Here is a 16180-nt window from a genome sequence, read left to right as displayed (position 1 = left end):
TCTTCAGTACTGTTGCCAGTGTTCCGAACACCCTTCACGCTTGAACGCACTGGCGCACCGATCTCGGGCGTCGACGACACAGCTGGAGGAGGCGGACGATGCGCGTGGGAGTGCCCCGTGAGGTCAAGAACAACGAGTACCGGGTGGCGATCACCCCGGCCGGCGTCACCGAGTTGACCCGCCGCGGCCACGAGGTCGTCGTCGAGGCGGGTGCGGGCGAGGGCTCGTCCATCCACGACACCGACTTCAAGGAGGCCGGTGCGCAGATCATCTCCGGCGCCGACGCCGTCTGGGAGCAGTCGGACCTCGTGCTCAAGGTGAAGGAGCCGATCGCCGAGGAGTACGGCCGCATGCGGGCCGGCCAGACTCTGTTCACCTACCTGCACCTCGCCGCGAGCCGCCCCTGCACCGACGCCCTGCTGTCGTCGGGCATCACCTCGATCGCCTACGAGACGGTCAGCGCCCCGGACGGCAGCCTGCCGTTGCTGGCCCCGATGAGCGAGGTCGCGGGTCGTCTCGCACCGCAGGTCGGGGCCTACCACCTGATGCGCTCGGCAGGTGGCCGCGGTGTGCTGATGGGCGGCGTCCCCGGCACCGAGCCCGCCGAGGTCGTCGTGATCGGCGGTGGCGTCAGCGGCGTCCACGCCGCGACGATCGCCATGGGCATGGGCGCCCAGGTCACCGTCTTCGATCTCGACGTCACCAAGCTGCGGGCGATCGACGCCCGCTTCGGCGGGCGCGTCCACACCCGGTACAGCACCGCGCTCGCACTGCAGGAGGCCGTCGTCCGCGCCGACCTCGTCATCGGCGCCGTCCTCGTCCCCGGGGCCAAAGCGCCTGTCGTCGTGCCCAACTCGCTGGTGGCCCAGATGAAGCCGGGCTCGGTGCTCGTCGACATCGCGATCGACCAGGGCGGCTGCTTCGAGGACTCGCGTCCCACCACGCACGACGACCCGGTCTTCACCGTCCACGACTCCGTCTTCTACTGCGTCGCGAACATGCCCGGCTCGGTCGCGCGGACGTCGACGTGGGCACTCACCGGGGCGACGCTGCCCCACGTGATCGCGCTCGCCGACCAGGGCTGGGAGGCGGCCTGCGCCGCGGACCCCGGTCTCGCGGCGGGGCTCTCGACGCACGAGGGGCAGCTGTACTCCGCCTCGGTCGGCGAGGCGCTCGACCTCCCGGTCGCCGCGGTCTGAGGCGGTCAGTCCTCGGGCACCAGCGGCGCATAGTGCGCCATGTTCGCCATGCGCCGCTGGATGCCCGCGATCTCCCGCACCGCCTGGCCGACGAGACCGCGGTCGAGCGGTGACAGGCGACGCATCGTGATCACGTCGCCCACGTGCTCGGCCCGGTCGAGTTGAGCCACCTGGTAGGAGATCCGCACCTTCTGCAGGACGTCGAACACCTCGATCAGCGTGCGGGCGTTGTCGTCGGTGAGCATGAGGCTGCCGGCGGCCGCCTGCAACCGTGACCGCGTGTCGAGTTCGGTCGACTCCACCGACAGCGCAGCCCACCGCGCGATGTTGACCAGCGGCGTCAGCGCGTGGGTCTTGATGTCGAACGTCCCGCCGCGGCGGGCCAGGACGTCCCGGGTCGAGCGGATACGGGCCTTGTGCGACAACGACTCCGCGAGGAGCAGACGCAACGTCGAGGGATGCGACCGCAGGTCGGAGAAGACCCGCGTCACCTCCGACAGCCCCCGGTCACCCCAGATGGGACGACCGTCCAGCATCAACGACGTCATGATCATGCCCTTGTTCTCCAGCGGGGCCCGGAGCCACTCCCCCGCCGCTGCACGCCAGTGGGCGTGGGTGCGGGCGAACAAGGGCGACGACGCGATCGCGCCGTTCGGGTCGATCGCCAGCCCGCAGTCACGCAGGATGTCGTCGACGCGCGCGAACACCGCCCGGTACGCGGCGTTCTCGTCGGGATCGGTGAGTTCGTCGTCGAAGGCGACCGCACTGTCGACGTCGGAGCTGAGGACCGCCTCGCGACGCGCGTTCGACCCCAGCGACAACCAGGTCAACCGATCGCCGTCGATCGTCGGCGCCTCGCCGAGAGCGAGTTCCAGCGCCCGCCGGACCGTCGCGTCGTGGATGAGGGAGAGCACCGCCGTCACCTCGTGGGACGGCTGACCACGACGGACCAGGTCGGCGAGGACCCACGGTGCCCGCTGCGCCTGTTCGGCCAACTCCGTGACCGACCCGGATCGCGAGATCTGGGTGCGCAACCCGACCGTCGCCCCGCCCGGCGCGGCGACGAAGTCGCCCGGTCCGACGACGCCGAGCAGTCGACCTGCCGGGTCGACGACCGGCAGGCAGCTCAGGTCGTGCTCGAGGATCTGCAGGAGCCCCTCGGTCGCCGGGGTCCCGGTGACCACGCTGCGCGCCCGCGGCGTCATCACCTCGCGCACCGGGGTCGTCGCGTCCCGACCGTGGGCGACCAGCCGCGAGCGGATGTCGGCGTCGGTGAGGATGCCCAGTGCCCCGTCGCCGCCGGGCACCACGATGTGGTCGCGCCCCCGGTCGGTCATCACGCGGGCCGCCTCGGCGACGGTCATGTCGGGGGTGCCGACCACCGGCGTCGTGCGGATCAACTCGTCCACGGTGCCGCCGCGCGCGGGCGTGCTGACCACCTTGCGCGGCGTCTGCAGCTTGCCGGCGAGGAAGCGTGCGCCGGCCATCGTCGAGAACACCGCCTGCACCGAGTCACTCGGCAGCGTCGCGACGGTGCTGTCCTTCAACGCGACGGCCCGTGGGCCCGAGAGCTCCTGGGTCAGCAACGACAGGTACCCGAAGACCCCGCCCACCCCGAGCACCTCGTCGGGATCCTCGTCCGGCAGGCCGTGCGGGGCGTCGACGCGACGGTTCCAGAGACCGACCTGGCCCGACACGACGACCGTGAGCACGGTGATGCGCTCGGCGAAGCCGTCGACGATCACCTCACCGGCGGCGAACCGACGCCGCGACACCGTCGAGGCGAGCCGCTCGAGCTGGTCGACCGGGACCGCGTCGAACGGCGGATGGCGCCCGAGGAACTCCGCGACGTCGGTCATGGGCCGATCGTGACACACCGACCGGGCCGACGCGCCGCAGGTCGCCTGTCCGCCTTGTACGAGATGTCCGGTCGGGCAACATCGCAGGCGTGCCCCGGCAACATCGACGAAACGCCGTGTGCGCATACTCACACCTCATGAGTTCGGACACCTCCTCGGCAACAGCGCATCTCGACGCGGAGACGGTCGGGTACAAGCAGTCACTCGGTCGCCGACAGGTGCAGATGATCGCGATCGGCGGGGCCATCGGCACCGGCCTGTTCCTCGGGTCCGCGTCGCGCCTGAACAGCAACGGCCCCGCACTCCTGGTGAGCTACGCGGTCGCCGGCGTCGTCGCCTACTTCCTCATGCGGGCGTTGGGCGAGCTCGTGCTGCACCGCTCCACCAGCGGCGCGTTCGTCTCCTACATGCGCGAGTTCTTCGGCGAGAAGGCCGCCTACGTCACCGGCTGGATGTACTGGCTCAACTGGGCGCTCACCGGCGTCGCCGAGCTGTCGGCCGTCGGCGTCTACGTCCGCGACAAGTTCCCGTCGATGCCGAACTGGGCGTCGGCACTCATCGCCCTCGTGGTGGTGCTCGCGGTGAACCTGCTCAGCGCGAAGGCATTCGGTGAGTTCGAGTTCTGGGCGTCGATCCTGAAGGTAGGCGCGATCGTGCTGTTCCTCGTCGTGGGGCTCGTCGTGGTGATCGGCGCGGTCCACGTCGGCGACCACCAGGCCGGCTTTTCGAACCTGTGGAGCAACCCGGGCGGGTTCTGGCCCACCATGGACCCCTACAACTGGTACGGACCGATCCTGGTCATGTCGGGTGTCGTCTTCGCGTACGCCGCGATCGAGATGGTCGGTGTTGCGGCCGGCGAGATGGAGGACGCCGAGAAGGAGGTCCCGCGGGCGGTCAACGCGGTCATCTTCCGGATCGCGGTGTTCTACATCGGGTCGATCCTGCTGCTGTGCGCGATGCTGCCGACGACCTCGTACACGTCGGGCACCAGCCCGTTCGTCACCGTGTTCCAGGCGCTCGGGTTCGGGTGGATGGGCGACGTCATCCAGGTGGTCCTCATCGTCGCCGCCATGTCGAGCCTGAACTCCGGTCTCTACTCGACCGGTCGTGTGCTGCGCAGCCTCGGGATGAGCAAGCAGGCACCGGGTTTCACGACGAAGATGAGCGGTGGTGGCGTCCCGTGGGCCGGCATCGCGATGACCAGCGTCGTCTACGTGCTGGGCGTCGTCCTCAACGCGACGGTTCCCGGCCGCGCCTTCGACATCGCCCTGGAGGCGGCGTCGATCGGCATCGTCTTCACGTGGGGCACGATCTTCGCCTGCCAGCTGAAACTCCGCTCGCTGGTGAACAAGGGGATCATCCCCCGCAGTTCGTTCCAGGCACCGCTCTATCCGTGGGCGAGCATCGCCGGGCTGGTCTTCCTGGCCGCGGTGATCATCGGCCTCGCCATCTCGGGATACCTCGACCACGAGGGCGGACAGGTCGACTTCTGGGTCGTCGTCGTCGGCATCCCCGTCATCGCGGCCGCGCTGACCATCGGGTGGTACTGCATCCGCGGCAACGTCGTCGAGCACACCGGCGGCCGCATCCGGTCGGCGTGGGCCGAGGCCGAGGCCGAGCACAGGGCCCGCGTCACTGGCTGACGCGGCTCTCCGTCACTGGACGCCGACCGCGGCGAGTCCTGCGTCGATGCTTCGCGCGACCGAGGACACGTACGGCTCGCGCAGTAGATCGGTGTGTCCGCCAGGAACCTCGGTGATGTGCAGCGGGCCACGAGCCATCAGCGACCAATGCTCTCGTCCGAGTGGGTTGTCGGCCGTTCGCAGTACCACCGTGGGCACATCGAGTGCCCGAGGTCGGTGACGTGCGAGAGTTGCCATCCCGAGGTTGTAGAACAGCAGCCACTGGGTCAGTGGATCGAACTGCACCAGACCGGCCACCGCCATCTTCAGTCGTATGGCGACCAGTCGCCACAGACTCGCCTCCAGAGGCGGCCCGGTGTGCAACTCCGGTGTGATCACATCGTCAGCTGTCGACGGACCGAGCTCCGGACGGCCGCTGAGGTGACGGACCATCTCGGCGGACAGACGCGGGTCGATCAACACGACCGCCTCGACGCTCTCCCCTGCCTCGCGGAGCTGTCCTGCCATCTCCCACACGATGTGGGCACCCATCGAGTGACCGGCGAGCAGGTACGGTCCTGAGGGGGCGACCGCGCGTATCGCGGCGATGTTCCGCCGCGCGATCGCTCGCACCGAACGGTCCGGCCGGCCACGGTTCTCGAGCCCCCAGGCTTGCAGTCCGTAGACGGGGCGGCCCGGCGCGAGGCCTCGAGTGGTCGGGATCAGTGACACGGCCGGGGCACCTGCCCCGGCGACCATGAACAGAGGGGTACCGGCGCCGTCGGCGCGCAGAGGCACGAGCACCGACATGCCCCGACGCCTGCCCGCATCGGCTGAGACCTCATCGCGGGCGACGGCAGCGATGACCGCGATCGACGGATTCGCAGCGACACGCGCGACGTCGATCTGCACATGGAAATGCGCATCGACCTGCGCCAGGATCGTGCTCAGGGCCAGCGAGTCCGCACCCATGTCGATGAGATCGTCGTCGATCTGCATGTCGTCGCGGCCCATGACCGATCGCACCATCTCGTGTACGGCCAGCACTGCGAGGTCGGAGGTGTCGAGCGGTCGAGCGGGACGGGCAGGGGCGGGATGGACGACCTCGTCAGGCTGACGAAGTCGTCCACGGTCGATCTTCCCGCGGTCGGTGCGCGGCAGCGAGTCGTAGACGATCACACCACCTGGAACCATCCAGTCCGGCAGGAGCGAACGGAGACCGATGCGAATTCCATGAGCATCGACCGGTGACGCTGCGGCCCGATCCAGTGCGACATGCGCGACCAGTCCGGCCCGACCACGGTGAGTGGTCCCCTCGACATGGGCATCGGCCACCCCGGGAACCCTGCGGAGTGCAGAGCACACCTCGCCCGGTTCGACGAGATAACCACGGATCTTCACAGCCGAGCCGATTCGGCCGACGACGCGCAACTCGTTCTGCTCGTCGAGGCGACCGCGGTCACCGGTGCGGTACCACACCGTCCCGTCGGCGGTGCGAAGCGTCGACAGTGTCTGATCTCCGAGATACCCGAGCGCCATGGCGCCACCGCTGACCACGATCTCGCCGACCTCGCCGTCCGTCATCTGCCCACCGGCATCGTCGACGATCATCACGCGACGTCGCGACAGCGCACGTCCGGTGGCGAGCCTCCCATCCGACACGTCTTCACCCGGCGGGAACGACCGATTGGCCACCACACCGCACTCGGTACACGCGTACCAGTTCACGACAGACGCCCCAGGCGCGAGGTGCGTTCGCGTGACGCGAAGGTCTTCGCTGTCGAGAGGCTCGCCGTAGTAGACGACCACCCGCAGGTCAGCCAGGTCGGCGGCCGCCGGGTCGGCGACGCCTGCATGAGCGATGGCCCTGCCGAGGGTCGGCGAGCAGTGCAGCGTCGTCGCCCGCTGATCGCGCAGCCAGGCGCGCAGGGACACGGGGCCGCTCGATCGCGGATCTCTGCACAGGGTTCGCGCGCCGGCCACCAGACCGGCGAGCAGCGAGTTGATGCCGGCGCCGAACCCCAGAGGAAGCGCGACCCCGAGCCGGTCGGTCGACATCAGATTCATGGAATCGACGACGTCGGTGGCCTTCTCCAGGCACATCCGATGACTGAGGAGCACGCCCTTCGGGGTGCCCGACGAACCCGATGTCATCACGATCATCGCGACATCGTCGGGTTTCGGCTCAGGCGGTGAGAGATTCACGGGAGACGACGAGCGTTCATCGTCGGCGGCTGTGCACCTCGCCGACAGATCGAAGTGATCGAGAACTGTGGCCCCGGTCGACTCGAGGATGAGCGAGCGGCGTGCCAAGGGCTGGTGTCTGTCCACGGGGACGAGCGGCGCCGTGGACATCAACACGGCCACGCACGCGACAATCGACTCGATCGAACCGTCCATCTCGACCGCCATCGGCGTCCGAGCCGGACCGGCACGGTCGGCGACCGCCGGAAGGAGCCACATCGCACGATCGAACAGCTCGCCCGACGTGATGGAGGCCGATTCGGTCACGACGACGGCATGGTCCGGCCGCACGGCCGCATTCCGAGCCACCGCCTCGGCAATCGATGCAGGTCGCCGAGCGGCACGGCGATTCGCTGACCGACGCCCGGCCCGATGTCGCGACGTCGACAGGACAGCAGTACGTTCAGACAAATTATCCCCCCACGAGATGACCCGTCACGGTGGTCCTCCCCCGGACCGATGTCCAGCGTACAGGTCGGGACGAACCGGCTACGGGTCAGTGATCGACGAGGGTGCGCAGCTCCGCGGGGAGGTCCTTCTCTCGCCGGTAGGGACCGACGACCGCCAGGGACGGACGGTGCGTGAGAACCTTCCGCGCGACCGCCGAGACGTGCACGGGCCGGACACCGTCGATGCGACGCAGCGACGAGGCGACCGTGCGGTACCGGCCGTGGTCGATCTCGCCGAGACCGAGCCGGTGCATCCGAGATCCGGTGTCCTCGAGTCCCAGCAGCATCGACCCCCGCAGGGAGCCCCGGGCGCGGGTGATCTCGTCGCGGTCGATGCCGTTCTCGGCGATGTCGGCGAGGATCTGGGTGACCACGTTCGTCACCTCGCCCGCGCGCTCGGGGTTGCACCCCGCGTAGACCGAGAACGTGCCGACGTCGCTGAACGTGTCGAGCGACGAGTACACCGAGTAGGCGAGACCGCGTTCCTCCCGGATCTGTTGGAACAGCCGGGAACTCAACCCGCCACCGACCGCAGCGTTCAGCACGGAGAGCGCCGGGAGGTCGGGGTCGTCGACACCGCCGGTGGGCATGCCGATCATGAGGTGGGTCTGCTCGCTGTCGCGGTCGACGATCTGTGCGGCCCCGACAGCGCGCGCGGGCCGCGTGCGACGACGCGGTGCGGCGGTCGTCGCGTCCGGGTCGAGATGGGGACCGAACGCGCGGCGCACCAGCGACACCACCTCGCGGTGGGTGATGTTGCCGGCCACCGCGACCACCATGCGGTCCGGCGTGTAGCGACGGGTGTGGAAGCCCCGGATGCGGTGCGCCGACAGCGATCCGACGACCTCGGGGGTACCGATCACCGGTCGACCGATCGGGGCGTCGCCGAAGACGGCGGTCATGAACGCGTCGGCGAGCAGGTCCTCGTGGTCGTCGTCGCGCATGGCCATCTCCTCGAGGACCACCTCGCGCTCGACCTCGACGTCGGCGGCCGCGCACTCACCGCGCACCACGACATCGGCGAGGACGTCGACGGCCATGGCTGCGTGGTCGTCGAGGACGTGCGCGTAGAAGCAGGTGTGTTCCTTGCTGGTGAACGCGTTGAGCTCACCTCCCACCGCGTCGAGTTCGCGGGCGATCGACGCCGCGGTCCGCGTGGGTGTCTTCTTGAACAGCAGGTGTTCCAGGAAGTGCGCCGCACCGGCGAGACCCGGTGTCTCGTCCCGTGATCCGACGCCGACCCAGACGCCGATCGAGACCGATCGCACGCCGGGGACATGCTCCGTGACGACCCGCAGCCCACCGGGCAGGACGCTGCGTGAGACAGCGCCGCCGGTGGGCTGCGGGGTACGTGTTCCGGTCAGTGTCAGCCGGCGGCCACGGGCGCGTCGGCACCCTCGGCGGGGGCGTCGGCGACGGGGACCAGGCTGATCTTGCCGCGGTCGTCGATGTCGGCGATCTCGACACGGATCTTGCTGCCGACGTTGACGACGTCCTCCACCTTGTTGATCCGCTTGCCCTGCCCCAGCTTCGAGATGTGCACGAGGCCGTCACGACCCGGGAGCAGCGACACGAACGCGCCGAAGGCGGTGGTCTTGACGACCGTGCCCAGGAAGCGCTCCCCGACCTTGGGCAGCTGCGGGTTCGCGATCGCGTTGATGCGGTCGATCGCGGCCTGCGCGCTGACACCGTCGGTGGCACCGACGAACACCGTGCCGTCGTCCTCGATGGAGATGTTGGCGCCGGTCTCCTCGGTGATGGCGTTGATGTTCTTGCCCTTCGGGCCGATCAGCTCGCCGATCTTGTCGACCGGCACCTTCACGGTGGTGACGCGCGGGGCGTACGGGCTCATCTCGTCGGGCTCGTCGATCGCCTCGGCCATCACCTCGAGGATGGTGGTCCGGGCGTCCTTTGCCTGGCTCAGCGCACCGGCGAGCACCTGCGACGGGATGCCGTCGAGCTTGGTGTCGAGCTGCAGCGCGGTCACGAAGTCCTTCGTGCCGGCGACCTTGAAGTCCATGTCGCCGAACGCGTCCTCGGCACCGAGGATGTCGGTGAGCGCGACGTAGCGGGTCTGGCCGTCGACCTCGTCGGAGACCAGGCCCATGGCGATGCCCGCGACCGGCGCCTTCAGCGGGACGCCGGCGTTGAGCAGCGACATGGTCGATGCGCAGACCGAGCCCATCGACGTGGAACCGTTGGAGCCCAACGCCTCCGACACCTGACGGATGGCGTAGGGGAACTCGTCGACGCTCGGCAGCACCGGCATCAGGGCGCGCTCGGCCAGTGCGCCGTGGCCGATCTCGCGACGCTTCGGCGAGCCCACACGACCGGTCTCACCGGTCGAGTACGGCGGGAAGTTGTAGTGGTGCATGTAGCGCTTGGACGTCTCCGGTCCGAGCGAGTCGATCTGCTGCGCCATCTTCACCATGTCCAGCGTGGTGACACCCATGATCTGGGTCTCGCCGCGCTCGAACAGCGAGCTGCCGTGGGCGCGCGGGATGACGGCGACCTCGGCCGACAGCGACCGGATGTCGGTGATGCCGCGACCGTCGATGCGGAAGTGGTCGGTGAGGATGCGCTGGCGGACCAGCTTCTTCGTCAGCGACCGGTAGGCGGCACCGATCTCCTTCTCGCGACCCTCGAACTGCCCACCGAGGGAGTCGAGGACGTCGGCCTTGAGAGCGTCGGTGGCGTCGTCACGCTCGGCCTTGCCGGCGATCGTCAGGATCTCCGACAGGCGGTCCTTCGCGCCCGACTCGACGGCGTCGTAGACATCCGACTGGTACGGCGGGAAGAGCGGGAACTCACCGGTCTCCTTCGCGGCCGACTCGGCGAGCTGCTGCTGCGCCACGCAGAGCGAGCGGATGAAGGGCTTGGCGGCCTCGAGGCCCTCGGCGACGATCGCCTCGGTCGGCGCCTGCGCACCACCGGCGACGAGCTCGATGACGTTCTCGGTCGCCTCGGCCTCGACCATCATGATCGCGACGTCGTCACCGACGATGCGGCCGGCGACGACCATGTCGAAGACGGCGCCCTCGAGCTGCTCGACGGTCGGGAACGCGACCCACTGGCCGGCCCGGTTGGACTCGGTCGGGATCAGGGCGACGCGCACGCCACCGACCGGGCCCGAGAAGGGCAGTCCGGCGAGCTGCGTCGACGCCGAGGCCGCGTTGATCGCGACGACGTCGTAGAGGTCCTTCGGGTCGAGGCTGAGGACGGTCACGACGACCTGGATCTCGTTGCGGAGACCGTCGACGAACGACGGGCGCAGCGGGCGGTCGATGAGACGGCAGGTGAGGATCGCGTCGGTCGACGGGCGGCCCTCACGACGGAAGAACGAGCCCGGGATGCGGCCCGCGGCGTACATACGCTCCTCGACGTCGACGGTGAGCGGGAAGAAGTCGAACTGGTCCTTGGGGTGCTTGCCGGCGGTGGTCGCCGACAGCAGCATCGTCTCGTCGTCGAGGTAGGCGACGACCGAGCCGGCGGCCTGCTGCGCGAGGCGCCCGGTCTCGAAGCGGATGGAACGGGTGCCGAACTCGCCGTTGTCGATGACGGCGGTCGCCTCGGTGATCTCGTCGTCGTAGTCGAGATCGTCGGCCGGGGCGTTGGTCACGTCGGTCATGGGTGGTGGAGATCCTCTCGATCGAGGTGCGCGGCGGCGATGCGCGGCGCGCAGCGGTGACGTCGTCGCCGTGACGGCGGACGACGTGGGTCCGATGGGTGCGAGGAGACGGCGGTGCGGAGCCCGGCGACACTGCGGACGACATGTCCGTGGCCCCGGTGCGCGCACGCACCGGACGGCGGCCGGGTCGGTCACGTGGCGACGGCCGTCGATCGAAGCAGCCGGAGCAGAGTTGTTCCGGCAGCCACTACCGAAGACCGATCGCCCGAACGTGTACCGCGCGGACGAACCCCTCACGAGATCGGGTCCCCGGCGAGACTACCACCGGGGACCCGAGGATCCGTGCATGCTCACCCCGCGAGGTGCGGGGCGTGTGAGGTCAGCGGCGCAGGCCGAGGCGCTCGATCAGCGACCGGTAGCGCTGGATGTCGACCGAGGCGACGTACTTCAGCAGACGACGACGACGACCGACGAGCAGCAGCAGGCCGCGACGGCTGTGGTGGTCGTGCTTGTGGAACTTGAGGTGCTCGGTCAGGTCGCTGATGCGCTTGGTGAGCAGCGCGATCTGCGCCTCCGGCGAGCCGGTGTCAGTCTCGTGCAGTCCGTACTCGGACAGGATCGACTTCTTCTGCTCCGTGGTCAGAGCCATGGTGTACCTCTTCTGTTCGGTACCGCGCTGGTGGAGACCTGTCGCGCCCACCGGGGCGGGGACAGGTGGTGCGCCGCCGCGGACCGCAGCAACACCGACCGGTCAGGATACCCGCGGCCGGACCCGCCGCCCAAATCGCGCGCGGATCAGGGTGCGAGGGCCTCGCGGGCGACCTCGACGTCGCGGTCCATCTGCTCGATGAGCGACTCCATCGAGTCGAACTTCTCCATCCCGCGGATGCGACGGACGAAGTCGACGGCGACGTGCTGGCCGTACAGGTCGGCGTGGGTGTCGAGGACGAACGCCTCGACCGTGCGGGTGCGGCCGGAGAACGTCGGGTTCGACCCGACGGACACCGCGGCCTGATAGCTCTCCCCTGGCACGACCTGCCCGACCACCGGCCCGGCACCGAGCACGGTGAACCATGCGGCGTAGACGCCGTCGGCGGGGATGGCGGAGTACATCGGTGGCGCCACGTTCGCCGTGGGGTAGCCCATCTCCCGACCACGCCCGTCGCCGCGGACGACCACGCCCTCGACACGGTGCGGTCGGCCCAGCGCCTCGGCAGCCGCCTCGACGTCACCCGCGGCGACGCAGGACCGGATGTAGGTGGAGGAGAAGGTGACCGCCGGTCGGGACTCGTCGGTCCCGTCACCGAGCAGCGACACGGCCTGCACCTCGAACCCGAACGTGCGCCCGAGGTCGGCGAGGACCTCGACGGTGCCGGCGGCCTTCTTGCCGAAGGTGAAATTGGCGCCGACCACCACATCTGCGGCGTGGAGCCCCTCGACGAGGACCTCGTGGGCGAAGTCCTTCGGCGACTGCGAGGCGAGCACCGGCGTGAACGGCATGACGCAGAAGACGTCGATCCCGAGTTCCTCCGCCAGCTCGGCCCGACGGGTCAACGTCGACAGCTGCGGCGGGTGCGTGCCGGGGCGCACCACCTCCGCGGGGTGCGGGTCGAAGGTCATGAGCACCGCCGGGACACCGCGCTTGCGGGCCGCGGCGGTGGCGGTGGCGATGAGTTGCGCGTGCCCGCGGTGCACGCCGTCGAAGACACCGATCGTGACGACGCAGCGACCCCAGCCCGCAGGGATGTCCTCCAGCCCTCGCCATCGCAGCACGACCCAAGCCTACGGGCCGACCATCGGGCGGGGAACTCCCGTCGGCTCGTCGCCCGTCGGGCGTGTCGAGGACGTGCAATAGGCTCGGACACGTGTCCTCGACCGATGGCCGCGCAGACCCCGGCGGCGTGTTCGCAGGCCCGGCGACCGTCGTGCCGGTGACGGAGCTGTCCACCGTCGCGCAGGACTACCTCAAGATCATCTGGACCGCGCAGGAGTGGTCGGAGGCGAAGGTCACCACCAAGCTCCTCGCGGAGAAGCTCGCCGTCTCGCCGTCGACGGTGTCGGAGGCGGTGCGCAAGCTCGCCGACCAGGACCTGGTGTCGCACGCCCGGTACGGCGCCGTCACCCTCACCGACAGGGGCCGCGCGGCCGCGGTGCTGATGGTGCGCCGACACCGGTTGATCGAGACCTTCCTGGTGCGCGAGCTGGGCTACGGGTGGGACGAGGTCCACGACGAGGCCGAGGTGCTCGAACACGCCATGTCCGACCGGATGATCGACCGGCTCGACGCCAAGCTCGGCCACCCGACGCGCGATCCGCACGGCGACCCGATCCCCGCCCCCGACGGCGAGGTGCCCCGGACCACGGCCCGCCAGCTCGCGGAGTTCGGGCCGGAGTCCGGCGGTCGGGTCGCGCGCATCGCCGACACCGACCCGGCCATGCTGCGCTACTTCGACTCGGTGGGGATCTCGCTGGACCGGCACATCGCCGTCGTCGAGCAGCGACCGTTCGCCGGCACGGTCGCGGTCCGGGTCGACGAGGGAGACGTCATCGACCTCGGCGACATCGCGACGCGCGCGATCTGGGTGGAGACCGAGGGGTCCTGAAGGTCGCCGTCACGGACGACACCGCTCAGCGCAGCGTCGCCGGGCGCACCACCATCACCGACGCCGCACGTCGGCCCTTCTCCTGCAGCAGGGCGATGACCCGTCCGTCGGCGGTGACCGCCGCGTGGACGCCGGACATCCCGATCGGCTCGAGCCAGCGGCCCTGACTGATGGACTCCGCCTGCTCGTCGTCGATGGTGCGGTGCTCGAACGCGACAGCGATCGCGTCGTCGATGGCCAGCGACATCCGTGGGTCCTCCTCGAGCGCGTCGAGGGGGACGGCACGGTCGATCGTGAACGGGCCGACGGCGGTGCGTCGCAGCACCGTCAGATGTCCGCCGACGCCGAGCGCCGCCCCGAGATCCCGTGCCAGCGAACGGATGTAGGTCCCCGACGAGCAGTCGACCTCGACGTCGACGTCGAACCAGCCGTCGGTCGCGCGCGTGTCGAGGACGTCGAACCGGGACACGGTGACCCGCCGCGACGGCAGCTCGACGTCCACGCCCTCGCGCATGAGAGCGTGGGCGCGGCGTCCGTCGACCTTGATCGCACTGACCCTCGCCGGCACCTGATCGATGTCGCCGACGAACGCGCGCGTCGCCGAGACGACGGCCTCCCGGTCGAGGTGGGTCACGTCGGCGCGGTCGCCCAGCGTGCCGTCGGCGTCGTCGGTGTCGCTGCCGGCACCGAGGCGGATGGTGGCGGTGTAGGACTTCGTGGTCAGCGACAGCAGCCCGAGGAGTTTGGTGGCGCGTTCCACGCCGATCACCAGCACGCCGGTCGCCATCGGATCGAGGGTGCCCGCGTGCCCGACCTTGCGGGTGGAGAACGCCTTCCGGCACCGCGCCACCACGTCGTGGCTGGTGATGCCCGCCGGCTTGTCGACCAGGACGAGTCCGGCCGCAATGACCGCACCGGCGTCGGCGCGCCTGTCCCGGCCGCTCACAGCGTGATCGAGGTGACGATGATGCCGTCGGCGACCCGCCACGAGCCCTCGAAGCCCGTCAGCGGCGGACCGCCGTCGGTCGTCGACCCGTCGACGAGCAGTCGGGAGGCGAAGGTGCCGGAGGTGTCGTCGGTGCGGTCCACGGTGATGTGGGCGTCCTCGAACCCGAGCCACCGCCCGGTGAGCGGGAACCAGGCCTTGTAGGTGGCCTCCTTGGCGCAGAACAGGATCCGGTCCCAGTGCAGGGTGTCGTCACGGTCGGCCAGGACCGCGCGCTCCTCGGCGATGCTGACGTGGTCGAGCACCCCGTCGGGCAGCGGGCCGTGGGGCTCGGCGTCGATGCCGACCGACCGGACCCGCAGTTTGTGTGCGACCACCGCGGCCCGGTAGCCGTCGCAGTGGGTGAGGCTGCCGACGATCCCCCGCGGCCACAGCGGTTCGCCCTTCTCACCACGCAGGATCGGTACGGGATCCTCCCCCAGGTGTGTGAGAGCGCGACGCGCCAGCGTCCGCACGGTCGTGAACTCCGACCGCCGTTTGTCGACCGCCCGCGCGACGATCGACTCCTCACCGGGCATCAGCGCGGCGTCGGCCGGGTCGCCGAACGCCTCGGCGGCCACGACGCCGGGTCCGACCACGTCCTCGATCACCGACTCCCCTCCCCACGCTCCGCGCGGGCCCTCGCCCGCAGTTCCCGTTGCCGGGCGACACGCTCGGTGAACTCCTTCGCCCGTTCCCGGTAGTCCGGCGGGAGGTGGAAGCGCGCCCCGTGCTCGGGCAGGTCCTCGGGGCGTGTCCCGTCGTCGGGGGCGATCCGCCGCAGCAGCGGCTCGGGCAGACCACGCCGCTTCCACTCGCGGGGGTATCCGACCGACACCTCCTCGAAGCGGATGTCGTCGTACCAGGTGGTCCGTGGGATGTGCAGGTGGCCGTACACGCAGCACGCCGCGTTGTACCGCGTGTGCCAGTCGTCGGTCAGCTCGCTCCCGCACCACAGGGCGAACTCCGGGTACATGAGCGCGTCCGTCGGCTCGCGCCGCAGCGGCCAGTGGTTGATCAACACCGTCTTCTCACTCGGGTCGAGTGCGTCGAGGCGCTCGCGGGTGGCGGCGATGCGCGCCCTCCCCCACGCGTCCCGGGTGCCGTAGGGCTCGGGCGAGAGCAGGAACTCGTCGGTCGCCACGACGTTGTTCTCCCGCGCGACGGCCAGGGCCGCGAGCGCCGTGGTCGTCCCCGGCGGTCGAAAGGTGTAGTCGTACAGCAGGAACATGGGCACGACACGCACGGGCGGTGACCCGTCACCGGGGTCGAACAGCGGGTAGATGTCCTCGGGCGTCACCACCCCAATGTCGCGGCAGACCTGGACGAGGTAGTCGTAGCGGGCGACGCCGTGGATCTGCAGCGGGTCCTTCGCCGTCGTGTACAGCTCGTGGTTGCCGGGCACCCAGACGACCGTGGAGAAGCGCATCTTCAGTCGGCGCAGGGTGTCGGCGATGTCGTCGGTGCGTTCGGCGACGTCGCCGGCGACGATGAGCCAGTCCTCCGACGTCTCCGGCGCGATGCGGTCGAGGATCTCGTCGTTGCCCTTGTGGCTGACGTGCAGATCACTGATCGCCCAGAGAGTGGCCAT

12 protein-coding genes are annotated in these 16180 nt (G+C 69.8%); 3 read left to right on the top strand and 9 right to left on the bottom strand.

Annotated features, from left to right (window positions below; genetic code table 11):
* Positions 1-98: 98 nt before the first annotated feature.
* Positions 99-1199, top strand: coding sequence for an alanine dehydrogenase (gene ald, locus LX12_RS00950; protein WP_253652632.1), 1101 nt, complete (start codon positions 99-101; stop codon positions 1197-1199).
* A 5-nt stretch (positions 1200-1204) separates the two neighbouring features.
* Here ald and LX12_RS00945 read toward each other — a convergent pair whose 3' ends face one another.
* Positions 1205-2686 (bottom strand): DUF294 nucleotidyltransferase-like domain-containing protein, encoded by a 1482-nt coding sequence (locus LX12_RS00945; RefSeq protein ID WP_372504912.1) that lies wholly within the window; start codon positions 2684-2686, stop codon positions 1205-1207.
* Between the two features lie 509 nt (positions 2687-3195).
* On the opposite strand from LX12_RS00945, the gene LX12_RS00940 reads away from it, so the two are divergent.
* Entirely contained in the window at positions 3196-4701 is a 1506-nt protein-coding gene (locus LX12_RS00940) for an amino acid permease (RefSeq protein ID WP_253652630.1), read from the top strand.
* A gap of 12 nt (positions 4702-4713) precedes the next feature.
* Here LX12_RS00940 and LX12_RS00935 read toward each other — a convergent pair whose 3' ends face one another.
* The 5 genes from LX12_RS00935 to LX12_RS00915 all read right to left on the bottom strand — a co-directional run bounded on the left by LX12_RS00935 (position 4714) and on the right by LX12_RS00915 (position 12774).
* Positions 4714-7233, bottom strand: a complete 2520-nt coding sequence (locus LX12_RS00935; protein WP_308213950.1) for an AMP-binding protein — start codon at positions 7231-7233, stop codon at positions 4714-4716.
* Between the two features lie 187 nt (positions 7234-7420).
* Positions 7421-8743 carry a M16 family metallopeptidase gene (locus tag LX12_RS00930; protein ID WP_253653131.1) on the bottom strand — a complete coding sequence of 441 codons (1323 nt, stop codon included), beginning with the start codon at positions 8741-8743 and terminating at the stop codon, positions 7421-7423.
* The gene (locus tag LX12_RS00925; RefSeq protein WP_253652628.1) at positions 8740-11001 is read right to left on the bottom strand and encodes a polyribonucleotide nucleotidyltransferase; all 2262 of its coding nucleotides are present in this window, start codon (positions 10999-11001) and stop codon (positions 8740-8742) included. Before LX12_RS00925 ends, LX12_RS00930 begins: the two co-directional genes overlap by 4 nt.
* A 379-nt stretch (positions 11002-11380) precedes the next feature.
* A complete protein-coding gene (gene rpsO, locus LX12_RS00920; protein WP_253652627.1) occupies positions 11381-11650 on the bottom strand; it encodes a 30S ribosomal protein S15 in 270 nt (89 codons plus the stop codon).
* A gap of 146 nt (positions 11651-11796) precedes the next feature.
* Positions 11797-12774: a bifunctional riboflavin kinase/FAD synthetase gene (locus LX12_RS00915; RefSeq protein ID WP_253652626.1), complete on the bottom strand. Its 978-nt coding sequence runs from the start codon at positions 12772-12774 to the stop codon at positions 11797-11799.
* A 92-nt stretch (positions 12775-12866) separates the two neighbouring features.
* On the opposite strand from LX12_RS00915, the gene LX12_RS00910 reads away from it, so the two are divergent.
* Positions 12867-13604, top strand: a complete 738-nt coding sequence (locus LX12_RS00910; RefSeq protein ID WP_372504890.1) for a metal-dependent transcriptional regulator — start codon at positions 12867-12869, stop codon at positions 13602-13604.
* A 25-nt stretch (positions 13605-13629) separates the two neighbouring features.
* Here LX12_RS00910 and truB read toward each other — a convergent pair whose 3' ends face one another.
* From truB to LX12_RS00895, 3 genes are read right to left on the bottom strand one after another with little or no spacing between them, the layout of a single operon-like run.
* Positions 13630-14550: a tRNA pseudouridine(55) synthase TruB gene (gene truB / locus LX12_RS00905; RefSeq protein ID WP_253652625.1), complete on the bottom strand. Its 921-nt coding sequence runs from the start codon at positions 14548-14550 to the stop codon at positions 13630-13632.
* Complete coding sequence (locus LX12_RS00900) at positions 14547-15200, bottom strand: 4'-phosphopantetheinyl transferase family protein (protein ID WP_308213949.1); 654 nt, start codon at positions 15198-15200, stop codon at positions 14547-14549. Before LX12_RS00900 ends, truB begins: the two co-directional genes overlap by 4 nt.
* A complete protein-coding gene (locus LX12_RS00895; RefSeq protein ID WP_253652624.1) occupies positions 15197-16180 on the bottom strand; it encodes a metallophosphoesterase family protein in 984 nt (327 codons plus the stop codon). Before LX12_RS00895 ends, LX12_RS00900 begins: the two co-directional genes overlap by 4 nt.

It is taken from the genome of Williamsia serinedens (assembly GCF_024171725.1).
Classification (GTDB): domain Bacteria; phylum Actinomycetota; class Actinomycetes; order Mycobacteriales; family Mycobacteriaceae; genus Williamsia_A; species Williamsia_A serinedens.
The sequence above is the reverse complement of the archived record's forward strand: the minus strand, read 5'-3'. Positions and strand labels throughout refer to the sequence as shown.

Coding starts and splice junctions, on each gene's coding strand:
- ald (WP_253652632.1), top strand. CDS start 99: ATGCGCGTGGGAGTGCCCCGTGAGGTCAAGAACAACGAGTACCGGGTG.
- LX12_RS00945 (WP_372504912.1), bottom strand. CDS start 2,686: ATGGCCGGCGCACGCTTCCTCGCCGGCAAGCTGCAGACGCCGCGCAAG.
- LX12_RS00940 (WP_253652630.1), top strand. CDS start 3,196: ATGAGTTCGGACACCTCCTCGGCAACAGCGCATCTCGACGCGGAGACG.
- LX12_RS00925 (WP_253652628.1), bottom strand. CDS start 11,001: ATGACCGACGTGACCAACGCCCCGGCCGACGATCTCGACTACGACGAC.
- rpsO (WP_253652627.1), bottom strand. CDS start 11,650: ATGGCTCTGACCACGGAGCAGAAGAAGTCGATCCTGTCCGAGTACGGA.
- LX12_RS00895 (WP_253652624.1), bottom strand. CDS start 16,180: ATGGCCACTCTCTGGGCGATCAGTGATCTGCACGTCAGCCACAAGGGC.